Annotated in this window: 15 protein-coding genes and 1 pseudogene; 6 read left to right on the forward strand and 10 right to left on the reverse strand. The window is 42.8% G+C overall.

From position 1 onward, the window contains the following. Window positions 1-160: 160 nt before the first annotated feature. Both ACE4RR_RS05335 and ACE4RR_RS05340 read left to right on the forward strand, forming a co-directional pair. Window positions 161-1,210, forward strand: a complete 1,050-nt coding sequence (locus ACE4RR_RS05335) for a class I fructose-bisphosphate aldolase (protein WP_375534365.1) — start codon at window positions 161-163, stop codon at window positions 1,208-1,210. Window positions 1,211-1,381: 171 nt separating this feature from the next. After that, window positions 1,382-2,182: a PfkB family carbohydrate kinase gene (locus ACE4RR_RS05340; RefSeq protein ID WP_375534432.1), complete on the forward strand. Its 801-nt coding sequence runs from the start codon at window positions 1,382-1,384 to the stop codon at window positions 2,180-2,182. Here ACE4RR_RS05340 and ACE4RR_RS05345 read toward each other — a convergent pair. Then, a complete protein-coding gene (locus ACE4RR_RS05345) occupies window positions 2,179-3,084 on the reverse strand; it encodes a dihydrodipicolinate synthase family protein (RefSeq protein ID WP_375534366.1) in 906 nt (301 codons plus the stop codon). The two genes, ACE4RR_RS05340 and ACE4RR_RS05345, sit on opposite strands and share 4 nt — an antisense overlap. A 163-nt stretch (window positions 3,085-3,247) precedes the next feature. On the opposite strand from ACE4RR_RS05345, the gene ACE4RR_RS05350 reads away from it, so the two are divergent. After that, window positions 3,248-4,231: a LacI family DNA-binding transcriptional regulator gene (locus tag ACE4RR_RS05350; RefSeq protein ID WP_375534367.1), complete on the forward strand. Its 984-nt coding sequence runs from the start codon at window positions 3,248-3,250 to the stop codon at window positions 4,229-4,231. A gap of 81 nt (window positions 4,232-4,312) precedes the next feature. Here ACE4RR_RS05350 and ACE4RR_RS05355 read toward each other — a convergent pair whose 3' ends face one another. The 7 genes from ACE4RR_RS05355 to ACE4RR_RS05385 form a co-directional block, all read right to left on the reverse strand. Then, window positions 4,313-5,800, reverse strand: a complete 1,488-nt coding sequence (locus ACE4RR_RS05355) for a glycoside hydrolase family 32 protein (protein WP_375534368.1) — start codon at window positions 5,798-5,800, stop codon at window positions 4,313-4,315. A gap of 30 nt (window positions 5,801-5,830) precedes the next feature. Next, the gene (locus ACE4RR_RS05360; protein ID WP_375534369.1) at window positions 5,831-6,670 is read right to left on the reverse strand and encodes a carbohydrate ABC transporter permease; all 840 of its coding nucleotides are present in this window, start codon (window positions 6,668-6,670) and stop codon (window positions 5,831-5,833) included. Continuing rightward, window positions 6,671-7,591, reverse strand: a complete 921-nt coding sequence (locus tag ACE4RR_RS05365; protein WP_375534370.1) for a carbohydrate ABC transporter permease — start codon at window positions 7,589-7,591, stop codon at window positions 6,671-6,673. Continuing rightward, on the reverse strand, window positions 7,591-8,886 hold the full coding sequence (locus tag ACE4RR_RS05370) for an ABC transporter substrate-binding protein (protein ID WP_375534371.1): 1,296 nt from the start codon (window positions 8,884-8,886) through the stop codon (window positions 7,591-7,593). Before ACE4RR_RS05370 ends, ACE4RR_RS05365 begins: the two co-directional genes overlap by 1 nt. Before the next feature lie 260 nt (window positions 8,887-9,146). Continuing rightward, window positions 9,147-9,461, reverse strand: a complete 315-nt coding sequence (locus ACE4RR_RS05375) for an AtuA-related protein (protein ID WP_375534372.1) — start codon at window positions 9,459-9,461, stop codon at window positions 9,147-9,149. Beyond that, window positions 9,412-10,806: an acyclic terpene utilization AtuA family protein gene (locus ACE4RR_RS05380; protein ID WP_375534373.1), complete on the reverse strand. Its 1,395-nt coding sequence runs from the start codon at window positions 10,804-10,806 to the stop codon at window positions 9,412-9,414. The genes ACE4RR_RS05375 and ACE4RR_RS05380 overlap by 50 nt, the downstream gene beginning before the upstream one ends. Before the next feature lie 27 nt (window positions 10,807-10,833). After that, window positions 10,834-12,138, reverse strand: coding sequence for a CitMHS family transporter (locus ACE4RR_RS05385; protein ID WP_375534374.1), 1,305 nt, complete (start codon window positions 12,136-12,138; stop codon window positions 10,834-10,836). A gap of 133 nt (window positions 12,139-12,271) precedes the next feature. Here ACE4RR_RS05385 and ACE4RR_RS05390 point away from each other — a divergent pair. Further along, a pseudogene (locus tag ACE4RR_RS05390) lies at window positions 12,272-12,418 on the forward strand (helix-turn-helix domain-containing protein); the annotation flags it as partial. Window positions 12,419-12,683: 265 nt separating this feature from the next. Here the strand turns inward: ACE4RR_RS05390 and ACE4RR_RS05395 are convergent. Continuing rightward, window positions 12,684-13,658 (reverse strand): threonine ammonia-lyase, encoded by a 975-nt coding sequence (locus ACE4RR_RS05395; protein WP_375534375.1) that lies wholly within the window; start codon window positions 13,656-13,658, stop codon window positions 12,684-12,686. Window positions 13,659-13,956: 298 nt separating this feature from the next. On the opposite strand from ACE4RR_RS05395, the gene ACE4RR_RS05400 reads away from it, so the two are divergent. Next, on the forward strand, window positions 13,957-14,310 hold the full coding sequence (locus ACE4RR_RS05400; protein ID WP_375534376.1) for a hypothetical protein: 354 nt from the start codon (window positions 13,957-13,959) through the stop codon (window positions 14,308-14,310). Between the two features lie 99 nt (window positions 14,311-14,409). Here the strand turns inward: ACE4RR_RS05400 and ACE4RR_RS05405 are convergent, their stop codons facing one another. Next, on the reverse strand, window positions 14,410-14,772 hold the full coding sequence (locus tag ACE4RR_RS05405; protein WP_375534377.1) for a hypothetical protein: 363 nt from the start codon (window positions 14,770-14,772) through the stop codon (window positions 14,410-14,412). Window positions 14,773-15,011: 239 nt separating this feature from the next. Here ACE4RR_RS05405 and ACE4RR_RS05410 point away from each other — a divergent pair, with 239 nt between their 5' ends. Next, window positions 15,012-17,069 carry a BglG family transcription antiterminator gene (locus ACE4RR_RS05410; RefSeq protein WP_375534378.1) on the forward strand — a complete coding sequence of 686 codons (2,058 nt, stop codon included), beginning with the start codon at window positions 15,012-15,014 and terminating at the stop codon, window positions 17,067-17,069. The last annotated feature ends 19 nt before the right edge of the window (window positions 17,070-17,088 follow it).

The following is a 17,088-nucleotide window of genomic DNA, read 5'->3' on the forward strand; positions in this document are numbered from 1 at the left end:
AAAGTTCCGGGAAAGATTATACTCCCATATGACTGTTACCTATGTTAATTTCTTCAACCCTATACCTACTATTCAGTCAAAAAGGAGATTCACAGTTTAGACGCTGCTTCGAGGGGAATAAATTGAATAGAAAGAAATTTGAAATCCAGGAGGTTGAACGATGCCATCAACGGAAGAACTATTAGGGAAAGATGCAGAATCGCTGCTCGGCCATCAATGTGAGACGATTTCTAAAGAAGATCTTTACGTTCCCGGCCCTGATTTCGTCGACAGGGTGTACAAATCCACAGACCGGACCCCGGTGGTGCTTCGAAATCTGCAAAGCATGTTTAATCACGGACGCCTGAACGGGACCGGGTATCTTTCTATTCTTCCAGTCGACCAGGGAATCGAGCATTCGGCCGGGGCTTCCTTTGCCCCCAACCCGATTTATTTTGACCCGGAAAATATTATTAAGCTTGCCATTGAAAGTGAATGTAACGCCGTCGCTTCCACCATCGGCGCGCTCGGATCGGTGGCAAGAGACTATGCCCACAAAATTCCGTTCATCGCAAAGCTTAACCACAATGAATTATTAACGTATCCAAACACTCACGATCAGATCATGTTCGGTTCGGTGGAACAGGCATATAATATGGGCTGTGTGGCGGTGGGAGCGACGATTTATTTCGGCTCCGAGGAAAGCGGCCGCCAGATCCAGGAAGTCAGCCAGGCTTTCGAGCGTGCCCATGAGCTCGGCCTCGGCACAATTCTGTGGGCGTATCTTCGCAATCCAGCCTTTAAAACTGATGATGATGATTTCCATACTGCTTCTGATTTAACCTCGCAGGCCATTCATCTATCAGCAAGTCTGCAGGCAGACATTGTAAAACAGAAACTCCCCACTACTAATCGAGGCTACACTACCGTGAAATTTGGAAAAACACACGATGATGTCTACTCCAATTTAACGACTGACCATCCAATTGATTTAACCCGCTACCAGGTTGCCAACTCCTTTATGGGGAGGGCCGGACTTATTAATTCCGGCGGAGGATCAGCAGAAAGGGATTTAAATGAAGCAGTAAAAACCGCCGTTATCAACAAACGTGCCGGCGGCATGGGTCTAATTATGGGCCGTAAAGCCTTCCAGCGGCCCATGCAGGAAGGTGCAGACATTATCCGGGCTGTGCAGGACGTCTATGCAGATAAGTCGATTACCTTAGCTTAAGAAATAAGTATTGTAGCTTCCATCCCGTCCATTCCTCACACATGGGCGGGTTTTTTTCAATCAGCAAGGAAGGAGTGATAGGGTATGACTGCAAAAGTAACCGTAGTTGGAAGCTTAAACATGGATCTGGTAACCTCTACTGAGAAGTTTCCGCAGTAGGGAGAAACAGTTATTGGCAGAGAGTTTGTCACAATCCCCGGCGGCAAAGGATCGAATCAGGCAGCAGCGGCGGCACGGCTTGGGGCCGAAGTGCGCATGATTGGCTGTGTCGGCTCTGATTCCTTTGGAGACGTCCTATTACAAAGTATGAAAAACGAGAACATTGAACTGGATGGAGTGAGGAGCGTTCCTGACATTTCCACGGGAGTTGCCTCCATTACAGTTTCAAAAGGTGAAAATCAAATTATCGTCGTTCCAGGGGCAAACAACGAAGTAACACCAGAGTACGTACATACACACTCCTCCAGCATTGCAGACGCTGATGTGTTACTCATACAGCTTGAAATCCCTCTTTCCGCCATTCGCGAAGCAATACGCATAGCGAAAGAGAACAATGTCCTGGTAATTCTGAATCCAGCTCCAATTCAGGAGCTCCCGGAAGATATTCTATCTAATGTCGACTGGCTGACTCCGAATGAACTTGAGGCGGACGGTTTATGTAAGCCAACCAACCACTCTATTTTAAACAAATGCATTGTTACACATGGGAAAGATGGCTCTGCTTTTTATGAATATCCGAACAACGTGCAGCATGTGCCTGCCTATTCAGTTCACGTAATAGATACAACAGGAGCAGGCGATACCTTCAACGGAGCCCTTGCCGTTGCCCTGACAGAAAAAATGCCTCTAAAAAAAGCCTGTCAGTTTGCGAATGCCGCAGCTGCTCTTTCTGCCACTCAAATGGGAGCGCAGAGAGGAATGCCTGTCAGAAGTGCGGTTGAAGCACTTTTATTGAGAAATTTTTCAAATTAAATTAAATTTCTCTTCCAGACGTGGTACGATTCATAAAACACTTCCACTGCCTTAGCGGCTTCCCGCGACAATTCAACCGGCCAGCGGCAATAAGAGGACATCGGTATGCCCTGCAGGCTGGCCAGGTGTTTTGCGGTTGCTGGATAAGCGAAACGCTGCACACTGTCGAGCAGTACTAATTGTTGATGCAGTTCACTGGAGTGCCTAGAATCTGGGTTTACTGTCGCTTCTTTCCAAAAGTCCAGTACAGATTCATTAAACGCTGCCGTAATCGTTGCCATAATACCTCCGGCTCCCTGTTTGACCGCATCAAGCAGAAATGGAGTATTCGCCTGGAAAATTGTGGTGTTCCCGGCACTTCTACTAATTTTGTGTTGAATATCCTCCATCGTACACGTTGTATCCTTGATCCCTTTTATGGACGAGATTTCAGAAAGTCTGCCCCACACGTCCGCTTCTATTAGATTTGGTTGATTCTGCGGCCATTCGTATAGAAATACCGGCAGTTCCGAGGATTCGGCAAGCTCCCTTAAATAATTCTCAAGCTGCTGCTGATCCGTCCCCATCTTATCAGGCGGTACAAGAACAATGCCGCTCACACCAGTGTCACTCATTCTTTTAAGCTCCTCTTTATGCCAGTAAGACTGAGGATGAACGTTCGCGGTGGCAAGCACCGGCGTATTACCGGCACGTGCTGCTGCCTGCTTCGCAAGCTTCAGCCTTTCCGAGAGACTGAGCCAGGCCATTTCACTCGATCCGCATACACTGAATAATCCGTGCGGTCCTGCTTCAAGCTGCCAATCTACATACCTGTCGTAGCCGGCCCAATCAATTGCGCCATTTGTATTAAAGGGTGTTAGTAATAACGTAAAAACCCCACTGTATTTTTTATCGTTTACCATTATTGCCCCTCTCTTTAAATTATTCTGAGTATTCAATTTTATTATAAGATCATGCACCTGAAAAACTCTAGTGTTTCTTTCCCCCCGCCCTAATTTATTTGTTCATTTATTTCGGTTATAATCATTAGTAATACAGCGGGAAATTAAAGGGGATACACATTCTATGAAACCGAAAATTCAAGACGTGGCAAAGGTTGCCGGTGTCTCTGCAACTACAGTATCAAGGGTGCTGAACAATCGTGGATACATCAGTGAAGAGATGAAAAAAAAGGTATATGGGGCAATGGAACAGATCAATTATATTCCTAATGACCTGGCACGTTCTTTATATAATAAAAAAACTAATATTATCGGGCTGATCGTACCTACTACCAAAAATCCTTTTTTTGGTGAGCTTACTGCTGAAATAGAAAATTTTTGTTCTGAACAAGGCTACAAAGCTTTGATCTGCAACAGTTTAAACAACATTGATAAAGAAAAGCAGTACTGGGAAATGTTACGAAGAAACCAGGTAGACGGTGTTATTGTTGGCACCTACAATCGAGGTCTGCTGGATTATGATCAGCATAATTTACCTACGGTAGCCATTGATCACTATTTGTCTAAAAATATCCCGGTGGTCGGATCCAATAATTATCAAGGTGGAAAATTAGCTGTAGAGCAGCTGCTTCGGACAGGATGTAAGCGCATTATTCATCTGAACGGTCCCTTTGAGCTTCAAACTCCTGCGAACCTGCGCAGAAAAGCTTATGAGGATGTGATGAAAAAACATAACCTTCCTTATGTGACCTACGAAATTTCTGGAGTATTTGACCAAAAAGAGCAGGATGATGTAATTAATAAAATGTTTGAGGAAAAGCCAGACCTGGATGGAGTATTTGCGAGTGATGATTTATTGGCACTCGCGGTGATAAGAAAAGCGGAAAGAAGAAACATTTCGATACCAAAACAGCTAAAGGTAGTAGGTTATGATGGAACAGATATCATCCGCACCATCTTCCCAAAGCTTACAACAGTGTGCCAGCCCACAAGAAAAATTGCAGAATCGGCAGTAACGCTGCTCCTCCAGCAATTAGAAGACTCCAAACCACTCAGCCATGACGATATAAGGCACGATGTGTACTTCCATGCTGGTCAGACCATTTAAACTAGCTGCATTATCTTGTATCTAAAATTAAAATAAACCGGCTGCTTGTATTGATAGTGCAACAAACAGCCGGTTTTTTTATTATTCTATTACCTTCTTTAAACTCCATACATTCACTTCTTCAACCATGACATTTGTATTTTCCGTATAAATCTGCATCCCGGTATTCACAGGCTCAGGGTAAATGCGGTTTGTAATCCAGGCTCCGCCGTCTCCGGTACATACTTCTAACGAACAGGTATCCATAAAGAGTCGGAGAGAAATAGTATCCTGTACAACCACTTCCGTTTTACTGATATTCGGTTGTGTCGCACCTCCAGAAGCTGTCGAGTCTACTACAAGCTCATTCGTCTCCATATCGTAGTATACCAGGGTTTTTTCTTGTCCGTCGGACGAAGCACGCAGATGAAGTCCAGCCTTCCCTTTATTTTCATTTATTTTAATATCAACCTTTATCTCATAGCTGTGCGCTAACTCACCATCTCCATTAAGATCAAAGCTCTCACCAGCATTTAAAGCTACATCGCTGAATTGCTGCTGGTTACCACGCAGATTCTCTAATTCCCGCACAGGCAACAATTTCACTTTATTCTGCTCATCCAAAACTACTTCCCTTGGAATGGTCATCGCTCCCGCCCATCCCTCGGCCTTCGTAGGAAAATCTGTTTCCCACGTATCCATCCATGCAATTAATATCCATCTTCCCTTTTCATCCTGGAAAGTCTGGGCTGCATAAAAGTCTAAACCATCGTCAATTTCCTTCTGCGACTCCGGTAAAAACTTTCCAGTGCTGTAATCCATATCGCCAATCATCACAATATTTTTTCCATTTTCCATATTCATTGGAGAAAGAACTAATGCATGCTTTTCACCAAGTGGAAATAAATCCGGACACTCCCACATATCCCCCTGCGTTCCGTCACCCTCTAAAGCTATCCCTCTATACTCCCAGGTGTCCAAGTCATTCGATTGAAAGAGAGAAACCGCTCCATTTCCATTGATACTTGAGCCTATTACCACATACCATGTATCGTTATACTTCCATACTTTTGGATCGCGGAAGTCCTCGGATAGTCCGGAAGGAGGTTCTGATATGATAGGATTCTTATTTTTTTTCTCAAAATGAATACCATCCTGTGATACAGCAGCAGCCTGTACCTCCTTCGGTGTTCTTCCGCTTATATGACCTGTGTATATTAAGACAAGCTCTTCCCTGCAGGACACGGCGCTTCCTGAAAAGCAGCCAATATCCTCATTTGCTTCTTCATGATCGTATACTTCAGATGGAGCCAGCGCTGCCGGCTTGTGCTGCCACTCAATTAAATCTGAGCTGACCGCGTGTCCCCAATGCATCGGTCCCCAGTCGGCATTATAAGGGTGATGCTGATAAAACAGGTGATACAATCCGTTATGCTGAATGAGCCCGTTTGGGTCATTGAGCCAGCCGGCCGGAGCCATAAAATGATAGTTTAATCGGTAATGCGCCTTTTCAATGGTTTTTTTTTGTTTTTGTAATGCAAGCATCGCCCGCTCAATTTGTTTGCTGTGGTTTGTATTTGTCATTTTCATCTATTGTCCTCCGAATCATTTATAAGACTTTTATTTTTGTCCTGTTCCTGATGATCCCAGGCCTTGAAGAAGATATTTCTGGGCCAGAATATAAACGATGATCAGCGGAATGGTGGAGATCGTCAATATCGCCATAATCTGATTCGTATACACTGGCTCAGTTGAATTTATATTTGTAATCGCGACCTGCAAAGGAAATTTTTCAGCATCGGTTAATATCATTAATGGCCAGATATAATCATTCCAGCTGACTATGAATGACAGTGTGCCGACGGTAGCAATCGCCGGCTTGGACATAGGCATCATGATTTTCCAGAAAATAGCCCAATTTCCCGCTCCTTCTAATTTGGCTGACTCAATCACTGAATCAGGCACTGCCTTAAAGAAATTTCTAAATAAATAAATGAAAAACGCATTCGCAATTAACGGAATTACTACGGCTAAGCGGTTATTCACCAGGCCGAGGTTATGAATAATCGTAAACTGAGTAATAATGATGGTTTCTACGGGTACAATTAACATCGCGAGCAGCAGGCTGAACAGAAAATTTCTGCCGAAAAATTTAAATTTCGCAAATGCATATCCCGCCATTGCATTTATAACAATCGAACCGATCGTGACAATCGCCGCGTATAAGATACTGTTGAATAAATAATTAAAAATATCAAATCGATCGAACAGCTCCACATAAGAGGTCAGCCATTCACTTACTTGAAACGATGGAAGCAGCGCCTGTACACTATTTAAATCCTGGTAGATGCTTTCCTCAGATTTCAAAGAGGAGGAAATCATCCATAAAAGTGGAAAAATAAAAAATAGAGCCAGTAAAAGCAACAATCCATATTTCACTACTTTTTTTATTCCCGGCATTTACATATCCTCCTTTGCCAATTTGCGCTGAACGAAGGTAACAATGGCAATGAGAACACCGAATACAACCGTCATGGCACTTGAGTAGCCTACGAGCCGGTCTGTAAAACCGGTCTGATAAATGTAATAAATCGGTGTCATTGTAGAGTTTAACGGACCGCCCTGCGTCATAATCATCGGCTGGATGATTAACTTAAACGCTGCGATTAATGTTGTAAAGACAATCAGTGTAGTCGTCGGCCTTAATAACGGCAGTGTAATGTGAAGAAAACTCTTCCATTTATTCGCTCCATCAATTTTTCCTGCTTCATACACTTCCCTGGAAATGTTTTGAAGTCCAGCTAAAAATATAAGCATTTGGTAGCCCGCTCCCTGCCAAGCAGAGACGAAAACAATTGCAAAAATTGCCTGATTCGGACTCGTTAAAAACGGCTGAGCATCTATGCCTATTCCCTGAAGCATAGAGTTAATCAATCCATCCGAAGGATTCAGTAAGTAGAGCCACAATACGGAAATCACCACTAACGACATCACAACGGGTGAAAAGAAGGCCACTTTCAGAAAGATATTTCCTTTTTTCGTATTATTGATCAACAGCGCGAGGCCCAGCGCTGCCCCTACCTGAACAACAATAATACAGACCACAAAAATGGTTATATTCTGAAGGCTTTTAATAAAAACAGGATCGCTGAAAAGCTGGGTAAAATTACTGAAACCAACAAACTGCCTTGAATCAGGTGTAAGCAGATAGTAATCGGTAAATGCATAGTAAATCGTTAATAATGAAGGCAGAAACAAGAAAGTACCTAACAACACTAAGGCAGGAAGCAGAAAATAAAACGGTTGAATGTGAAATTTTATAGTTTCCAGACTGAAGGCTTGTTTTTTTTCCCGATCTGCTAATTTATTGGAGACATCCATTATTGATTCCTCCGATCTATCGCTGTCTGCATTTCTTGGGCCTTCTCATCAAGAAGCTGCTGCAGCTCTTCTTCATCCTCGTAAAAGGACAGGCCGGTAATCGTCTGCTGAAACGCTCTTGTTACCTGCGGATAAGCAGGTATTACTGGACGCGGCTGCCCAGACGCAGTATTTTGCTCAATCAATTTATTCATTTGAGGAGAAACCTGATCCTCCAATTCCTCTGCCGCCGACTTTCTGGCAGGAAGAACCGTATTGCCAAGACTTATATCTACAAGCGCTTCGGTCGTAGTCATGAAATCAATCAGCGCTCCTGCCGCCTCTTTGTTCTCCGCACTCGTCGACATCGCATACTGCCAGCTTCCGGTAGGGGAAACAAGTTCATTTGTGTCCGGAGAAACCGGGTATGGCAAAATATCATAATCAATATCCTGATAGCTCGTTTCCAGCTGCTGAATTGACCAGGAGCCGCTCATCATCATAGGATACCGCCCTGTTTCAAATCCGTTTTCTGCAGGTGAAATCGTGGTATAATTTTTATTCTGCATTTCCTGCAGGAAGGACATAGTTTTTAACCCCTCATCGTTGTTAAAGACATCTACTGCCTGCCCTCCGTCTTCAGACACCACATTTCCACCTTGAGACCAAAGAAAAGGATTAAACGCATACATTAACCATTCACTCTTATCGTCAAGACCCATATCAATTGCCGGCTCCTCAAAGGTTTCCGTCAGCTTTTTGGAGACGGCCATAAATTCGTTCCAGTCCCACGGGTTTTCCACTGTCGGCAGCGTATCTAAATCAATGTCCGCTTCTTCAAACATATCTTTATTGTAAAAAATACCGACTCCTGATTCTGAATAGCCGATCGCATAAAGCTCCCCGTCGTACGTTCCCTGATCTATAATACTCGGCAGAAAATCATCTTTGTTCGACAGATATTCACCGATGGGTGCAATAATATCTGCTTCTGCATAAGCAGCAGTATTCGGACCGTCAAGTGTCAGCACATCCGGCAGTGTCTCAGTGGAGACTGCGGCATTGACTTTATCTTCATAGCCGCCGCCGCCTCCGCTGCGAGGAATGAATTCAATCTCTGCCTCATACGTACCCTCGTATTCTTTATTAAATTGCTGGACCGTTTCATGCATCACTTCCCCTTCTGGACTTTCCTGCGACGTCTGCACCCAGAAACTGATGGTTTCTACTCCTGCAGTACCACTGCTTTCTTCTTCATTACATCCGCTTAAAATAATCAATAATAAAAATAAAACTGCAAAATAAGCAAACTTCATAGCTTTTCCTCCTCTCAGGTGTAACCGATTACTTTTAATGATTTTAACGTTCATTTTTCGATATGTCAACCGGATGACATATTGTTTATAACCGCAGCATTCCATATGATAAAACTATTTTTTTTCTTTCTATATCAGTCATTTCGCCTGTTTTCATGATTGTAATCTTTTATTTTAGACAACAAAATCCTAATTTTTCTCTTTAGTCTAAACAAAAAAAGAGCTGTCCCTCTTTTGGGGACAGCTCTTTTTAGTCTAACTTACACTTCTATTTCCATTTCCAGAAGATGCCAGGATAGTGATTTCCCGTGCGCATCAAAATCTAATGAAGCTGCAACACCCAACGGTCTCGTTTGGTTAATGACGAAATTAAATGCTCCAATTTGCGGGAGGTCATACCTTTCCACGTCTCCATCAGTAATATGAGAAAAATGGGCTTCTATTCTATCTGCTGTGACCTTCTCTTCTGCTTTTTCATACATGCCTTGTTCATAGAAAATTAGACTGATATTTGTTTTCTGACCTTTATCCCCAGATCGGGCGTGGGCGATTTCTTTCAGCTGGATTCGTGCCATTCAATCCCTCATCCTTTGTTATCATATGACTTTCGATACTTTCTCTTGCTATTAATGTAGAATAGGCAGAAATCACTCTTTTAGTGTTTTTCCTTACCCCGCCCGGTCCACCGGGGCCATTCAACCATAAAGATTCTACTTCATTCCCAATTTGTTCCGCCTGATACTTGTCCTCTGCCAATGCTGCCACTCTAAGAAGCACTTCATAAGGCTCTATTCTCTCGTTAGAGCTTGTGCTGCCGTGAAGAGCATTTAAGCCGAGTAATTCATACTTGATATCTGTAAAACGAAGTGATCGCTTTTTTATTCTTTCCTGAATGATTTTTTCAGCCAGCTTACTTCTCTCCAGAGCATGATGCCCAGCGTAGCTTATCATTCCTTCTCCGAGATAGCCTTTATCTACTCCTAACGTCACTTTTAAGGTGTCCGTTCTTTCACGTCCCGAACCGTTCTCTACTCTTATAACGTTTGGTTCTTCCTCTGTAAAATAGACATTCGAAAAATCTGCTGTGACGTCGGGAGTGATATATTCTGAAGGATTCATCACTTCATAGAGTAGCTGTTCTTTACAGGTTTGAACGGTTACATTCCCTCCTGTGCCCGGTGTCTTAGTAATAAAGCCTTCTCCGTCTTCATTAATTTCTACAATAGGCAGGCCAACATTCCATAAGTCATCAATCTGCTTGTAGTAAGTGTCTGCAAAATAACCGCCTGTCACTTGCGCTGCACATTCAAGCAGATGGGAAAAAATCGTCCCTTTCCCCAGCTTATGCCAATCATTCAGCTCCCAGCTGAATTCATATACCATCGCAGCCAGAAAGAGTGACGGATCCGCTACTCTTCCCGTGATAATAATATCCGCTCCTTCTTTTAGAGCCGGAAGAATTTGCTCTACACCTAAATATGCATCAGCCGATATAATATCAAGCTCCGTATCTGACAACTTTTCTTTCGTTTCCCAAATCTTATTATCTGTCGGCAGAATCTGTTCCAGTACATCTGATCCTGTGACAGCTGCGGCTAGTAACGAATCCAGCTTTAATTCTTTTTTTATTCGCTCCACATGCTTCAAAGCTGCTTTCGGATTAGCGGCTCCCAGATTTGTAATGAGGGTGGTGCCCTTTTCTTTGCATAGAGGCAGCAGCTCTTCCATCCGCTCTTCTAAAAAAGCTCCGTATCCTTTATCTGCATCTTCACTTTTTTGAAGTTGAGCAATTGCCGTCGTCCGCTCTGCCAATCCTTCTAAAATAAGATAATCCAGGTTCCCTTTCTTTACTAATTCTTTCGCAGGGTCAATCCTGTCTCCGGCATAGCCTGCTCCACATCCTATTCTTATCGCCTTCAATGTACCAACCCCATTTTCTTGTATTATTTAAATAACTCCTATCATAATGGCCATGATCGCCATTACCACGCTGGTTCCAAAAGCCAGGGGTATTGCTTTTTTCTGAAGATCTCCTATATGCACTCCTGCCAGCCCAACTAATAGCCAGGTAGAACCAGTTAATGGACTAATGGGAAATCCTGTAGTCATTTGGCCAATAATAGCAGCTCTTCCCATTGTAACAGGCTCGATTCCAAAATTTTCTGCAACCCCGGCCAGTACCGGCAGCACACCGAAGTAAAACGAATCCGGGTCAAATAACAAACTCAACGGCATAGCAATAAACGCCAGGATTACAGGGAATGCTCCACCCCAGGAATTCGGCACAAAGTTCACCATGGAACCTGCCATTGCTTCAATCATACCTGTTTCCTGGAGTATTCCTGTAAAGATACCGGCTGAAAATATAATTGAAGCTGTATAGATAGCGCCTTTAGCATGGTTTTCTATGAGCTTCTGCTGGATATTCAGATCTCTGTAGTTTATCAATAATGCAATAGGCACTGCGATAATGAAGGTAATGGCTAACGGGAAAAACTCGGTAACAAGACAAGCTAAAATTAATACGGTGAAAGCAACATTTACGAAAAAGAGTTTTGGTCTTTTTAAGTCCTGCTCTTCTTGATCTATTTCCCTGTTTTTAAGTTCTTCAGGTAGTTCTTTAATAACTCCAATTTTCTTTCTTTCCTGCTTGCCCAACCAATAGCTGCAAAGTAATACCCATGCAAGCCCTACAGCTAACACCGGAAGCATTGGAGAAAACAGTTCCATGACATTAACATTTAAAACAGACGCCGCCCGGAGTGTAGAGCCTCCCCATGGCACCATGTTCATCGTCCCTGCACTTAAAGCGGCAGTAACTGCAAGTGTCAGCGGACTCATTCCCAACGCTCGATAAACAGGAAGCATGGATGAGACGGTGATTAGAAAAGTACTGGAACCGGAGCCGTCTAAATGGGTAACCATTGCGATAACAGCAGTACCCATTGTAATCTTTACCGGATCACCCCCGGCTATTTTAATTACTCCTTTAATAATCGGATCGAATAAACCGGCATCAAACATAATCCCAAAAAATAAAATCGCAAAAGTAATCATAATACCTGTCTGCGCTATATTGCTTAAACCGGTTTCCATAAAACCACTTAATTCCGCTACACTAAACCCTGCAAATAAAGCGACTAGAATAGGAACGACCACCAAGGAAAAATGAATGGATGCTTTCTTTGTAAGCACCAAAAATAACAATATTCCGATAATTAAAAAGCCCGCTATTGCTAAAATAGTTCCCACCACTTTCTCTCCTATGTATTTATTCCATCTTATTAAAAACGCTTACATAAGTAAAATATATAAAAGTTATATATTTATAACTAATAAGAATAAAGTGGTACCATTTTAGACATTAAGCAGCTTCGTTTTTTTTGAAGAAATATGCCAGAAGAAAAGCATTTTCCGCGCAAGTGAAAACCTTCATAATTCCCAGACTGCTTTAAGCAAAGTCATTTACCTGCTCAAAGAAGAAATTGGACTCCGTCTTCTGGATCGCTCCACACATCCATTCTGGAAATAGATGATCATCTTCTTTATTGGCGCCTTGCCATAATCTGACGGAAGGATAGCTATCAGGTCCAGACTGCGCAAGCATGGATACAATTTGTAAAAATAGATTTCTAACTATATCACCTGAAAGTAATTGAGCCTCGGCAAAAAACTCCCTATCATACAAATATAGGAAATGTCAATTTAGTCCATAGCTTGTGGCCAAATGTCAGAGGCATGCCCCTTCACTTTTAAAGCAAGGCAGCGAAAAATTCAGTATTTCCCTCTGCAAATTTTTAAAATACACAATCCTTCAAAACAGAGCCGTCAATATTAGAACCGGTAGCAATAAGTACCGTTTTGTCTGTCAGCGTAACTTGATTTTCCATCACCGCTGCCAGTGCCACGGCACCTGAAGCTTCGACGACCAATTTTCCAGTCAGCACAAATAATTTTATCGCCTCGCGAATGGAGTTCTCTTTAACCTCAACAATATCGTCGACCCATGCATTGATAAAATCGAGCAGGTACGGCTCTGGTTTTTTCATGGAAAGGCCTTCTGCCAGCGTGTTCGTTGACGGCAGTGTCACTATTTTTCCAGACTTGTAGGTTTGGTAATAAGCGGAGGAACCCTCAGCCTGAACGGCAATAATCCGGATAGAAGGATTAATGGCCTTCGCTGCCATCGCTATACCGGAAACTAACCCGCCTCCCCCGAGCGGGACAATAATCTGATCGACGTCCGGCAGCTGTTCGAGAAGCTCGAGCGCCACCGTTCCCTGTCCGGCAACTACATCGGTGTCAGCGACATTATGAACATACATATAGTTTTTTTCCTCTGCCAGCTTACGTGCATAGTCGTAAGCATCATCAAATGTTTTCCCTACAGGATGCACTTCTGCCCCAAGAGCCCGGCAGGTGTTAATTTTGATTTGCGGAGTCGTTTCCGGAACTGCGACAACAGCCGTTACTCCTTTTACTTTAGAAGCGTAGGACACCCCCATCGCATGGTTTCCTGCCGAAGCAGTTACGACAGTGATCGGTTCTTTTTCCGTTTCGACTAAAGATGCAATCTTGTTAAATGCTCCTCTCAGCTTAAAGGAGCCGACCGGAAGAAGTGATTCAGCCTTTATATAGAGAGAAGCTCCCAGCTCCATGTTCAGTAGTTCATTTTGCAGAAGCGGAGTCGGGTGCTGAAGAATTTCATGTAGACGTTTCCTCGCTGTTTTAAAATCATCAAATGTTACTTTATCCAAACGCTGACCGTTCATATTCTCAAGCCCTTTCTCTCTGTCGTAATTTGCACAATATATGTATTATTTTTTACACATCGTCAGCCTCCACTGCTGTTCCTCTTAATTATTCCTAACTTCTTCCTCTTCCATACCAACTGACATTCAGCCAGAGACGGCATGGAGCAAAAAGATCATATTTAGTGAAACAACTAATCTCTCCGCCGCATCCGCCGCAGCAAATTAATAAATTTCTGAAAGCAAGGTAAAAAACAGGGATATCCGGCTGGAGGTGGAATAATAATAGGTATATTCCTATCCTGGGAGGTGTGGTTTCATGATTAAAAAAGTTTATATCTATGTTGTATTGTTTGCCACATTAATGATGGTCATCGGTGGAAGTGTCGGTGTGTTTTCAGCTGTTTCGGACCTGATTGCACCAGCTCCTTACTATCAGTCCTTTGAGGATTATACGAGAATGTATGAAGTAGATCGTACCGGCGAGAATGAAGACTCTTCGAAGACTACTGAAGAATTAAGGAAGGAATACGATGAAATCGCGGCTTACGAAAAAGAAAGAATGCAGCAGCAGGCGAAAAATAGTCTCATGAAAAGCTTTGCCTGGATTGTTGTCCCACTTCCTGTATTTATTTATTTTCAACGCAGGCTTTTGAAAAAAGAAGATCAATAACTAGGAGAAGAAAATTCTGCCTCTTTTTATACTTTATCAAAGACTCTTAATGTGAAAACCCCCGCTCAGCGGGGGTTTTTCTTCCTTACAAATACCATTTTAATAATATGGGTACGGACCATAAGGATAGTAAGGCGGTATTATATATGGCAGCAGAGCAATAGTGGCTAACGCAGCTAGTGGAAAATTACGGCGGCGAAAGCGCCTGAACCTTCTCCTTGGTCCCCCGTATCCTCCGTAAAACTGACGGTCTCCTCCATAGTTTTCCTCTTCCGGCTCCATCACATCTTCTCCGACGAGAACATTTACACTGTCTCCGTTTACTTCCTCGATAATGCCATCCATCTGGCTTCCGTCATTCATTGTTAACATTGCATGGTAGTTCATGTACCTTTTGCATTGTTCATATACATTTCGGGGCTCTTCTGCCGGATAGTAATATCCATATTGTTCTGGATTCACGTTCATCCTCTCCTTTCACCTCCATGGTATTCACCCAGCAGCAGAAAGTTACTGTAATTATGGAACTATGTCTTTGCAATTTTAATTTTCTAAATAGGACAACCAAGATGTCGAATTTCTATACTTGTGTATAGGTAAATCAAATTGTTGTACATTAACTGTTCGCGCGGTTGTGATGAAAGCGCATCCAAACCAATTGCTGCAGGTGCTACAATCATTTGTGAAGGGAGGACGGAACAGTGCCGCTTGATAAAAGAAGCAAGAATATTTTAAACGAGCTTGTTAGTAACCCAAGTGTCACCAGTACCACTCTGGAAAATAAATTTGAGCTTACACGCAGGCAGCTCGGCTATAGCTTTACTAAAATCAACGATTGGCTGCTGGCCAAAAACCTCCCTGTGATTGAGCGAACGCGCAAGGGTCAATTTATGATTGATCAATCTGTATTAACTAATTTATATGATGAAGAAAAAATTTCTTCTTTAGACGTCTCAGAACTTAATGAGGAGCTGCGGATATATTCTCTTCTGCTGATGCTTCTCAGCAGTGAAGAGGAGCTGTCGTTATATCATTTTACGGCGGAGCTGAAGGTGAGTAAAAATACGATACTCAGTGATCTGAAGCAGCTTCAGACCTTTCTAAACGAGTACGATGTATCAATCCGATATTCCCGACGCTTTGGTTACTTACTAGAAGGTAAAGAATTTCAGATACGAAAGCTGCTCATCACGGTAACCTATCAGCTGCTGCACATGAACATGAGTGAATCAAGGATTAGAGAGCTTGCAAATATTCCGGAGGAAAAGATTAACGAGTTTCATCTCCGGGTTGAGAAAGTGGAGCAGAACCTCAATCTGAAATTCACCGATGAAAAACTGGCCACTATGCCGTATATATTTATTTTATTATTACGAAGAATTGAGCAGGGCAGAGAGCTCCAGTTCGTCTCCATAGAATATGAAGAGCTTTCAAAAACGAAAGAGTTTCAGGCGGCGGAAGAATTGTTTCGTGAAAGTGGCAGAATTTCGATGCAGGAAAGATTATTTTTTACGCTGCACCTGCTGACAACAAACGTGTATTGGTCCAAGTATATGACAGATGATGAGCTGACTCGTGAACTTCTGTCAGTAATTGACGATATGCTGAGGCTTTTTGAAAAAAGTGCCTGCATCTATCTTCAAGATAGAAATCAGCTGATTCATAAGCTGCTGCAGCATATAAAGCCCGCCTATTACCGTATTACGTACCAGCTGACCGAAACCATCGATGTCTTGCCTTTTTTTACGAAGGAAATCAAGGAATTGCATCATTTAGTAAAACGCTCCACCGGCCCTTTAGAAGCCTATGTGGAAACGGCAATTCCGGAAAGCGAATCTATATTCATCACCATGCTGATTGGCGGCTGGATACGCAGACAGGGGGAGAGTCTGGATCAGAAAACGAAAGCAATCGTTGTCTGTCCGCAGGGGGTCTCCGTTTCGAGATTGATGTTCAGTGAATTACGAGAGCTTTTTCCAGGCTTCGTCTTCTTGGATTCCCTATCAGTCCGCGAGTTTCTCGATTACGAGCTCGATTATGATCTTGTTTTCTCCCCAACCTATTTGGAAACGCAGAAAAAGCTATTTATTTCCAAGCCTTTTCTCAGCGAAGAGGAAAAATACCGCTTTAAGAAACAGGTCATGCATGAGCTGAACGGCTATATGGAAAATGACATAAACGTCCAGCATCTCATCGACATCGTGAAAAATCACGCACAGATTCATAATGAACAGGCACTATCTGAAGAGCTGCTGCGATACATCGATCGTGATGAAGATGCTTCCGTTACTCATTCTCTAAATGAGAAAAAAATTCATTTAAAAGACTTACTAACGCCGGAGCATATCGATGTAAGAGAATCGGCCGCTTCCTGGACGGATGCCATCCATATCTGTTCGAGATCATTACTGAATACTGGAAAAATAGAGCAGCAATACGTGGAGGCAATGATTCATCGTTCAATGGACGATCCTTATATTGTTATTGGGCCGAATATCGCAATTCCTCATGCAGCTCCTGAAGAAGGTGTAAATGAAGTAGGTATGAGCCTGCTCCGGCTGAAAAAAGGTGTTGAATTCACAGAAAAATATCACATTAATTTAATCATTATCATCGCCGCCGTGGACAAACAGCAGCATATCCACGCTTTAATGCAATTAATGAAACTGGCCGGCTCCGAGGCCGATCGAAAGAGAATCATAGATACAAATTCAAAAGGCACCATTTATCAAATCATACAAGACTACTCCACTGTTTAAAAAAGCGGGGAGCATCCAT

Origin of the sequence: Alteribacillus sp. HJP-4, assembly GCF_042139015.1 — a bacterium.
GTDB lineage: Bacteria > Bacillota > Bacilli > Bacillales > Marinococcaceae > JBHIKY01.

Excerpts from the sequence above, each read along its gene's own strand:
- ACE4RR_RS05335 (WP_375534365.1), top strand. The coding sequence starts at position 161 with ATGCCATCAACGGAAGAACTATTAGGGAAAGATGCAGAATCGCTGCTC.
- ACE4RR_RS05345 (WP_375534366.1), bottom strand. The coding sequence starts at position 3,084 with ATGGTAAACGATAAAAAATACAGTGGGGTTTTTACGTTATTACTAACA.
- ACE4RR_RS05350 (WP_375534367.1), top strand. The coding sequence starts at position 3,248 with ATGAAACCGAAAATTCAAGACGTGGCAAAGGTTGCCGGTGTCTCTGCA.
- ACE4RR_RS05355 (WP_375534368.1), bottom strand. The coding sequence starts at position 5,800 with ATGAAAATGACAAATACAAACCACAGCAAACAAATTGAGCGGGCGATG.
- ACE4RR_RS05360 (WP_375534369.1), bottom strand. The coding sequence starts at position 6,670 with ATGCCGGGAATAAAAAAAGTAGTGAAATATGGATTGTTGCTTTTACTG.
- ACE4RR_RS05365 (WP_375534370.1), bottom strand. The coding sequence starts at position 7,591 with ATGGATGTCTCCAATAAATTAGCAGATCGGGAAAAAAAACAAGCCTTC.
- ACE4RR_RS05370 (WP_375534371.1), bottom strand. The coding sequence starts at position 8,886 with ATGAAGTTTGCTTATTTTGCAGTTTTATTTTTATTATTGATTATTTTA.
- ACE4RR_RS05375 (WP_375534372.1), bottom strand. The coding sequence starts at position 9,461 with ATGGCACGAATCCAGCTGAAAGAAATCGCCCACGCCCGATCTGGGGAT.
- ACE4RR_RS05395 (WP_375534375.1), bottom strand. The coding sequence starts at position 13,658 with ATGAACGGTCAGCGTTTGGATAAAGTAACATTTGATGATTTTAAAACA.
- ACE4RR_RS05400 (WP_375534376.1), top strand. The coding sequence starts at position 13,957 with ATGATTAAAAAAGTTTATATCTATGTTGTATTGTTTGCCACATTAATG.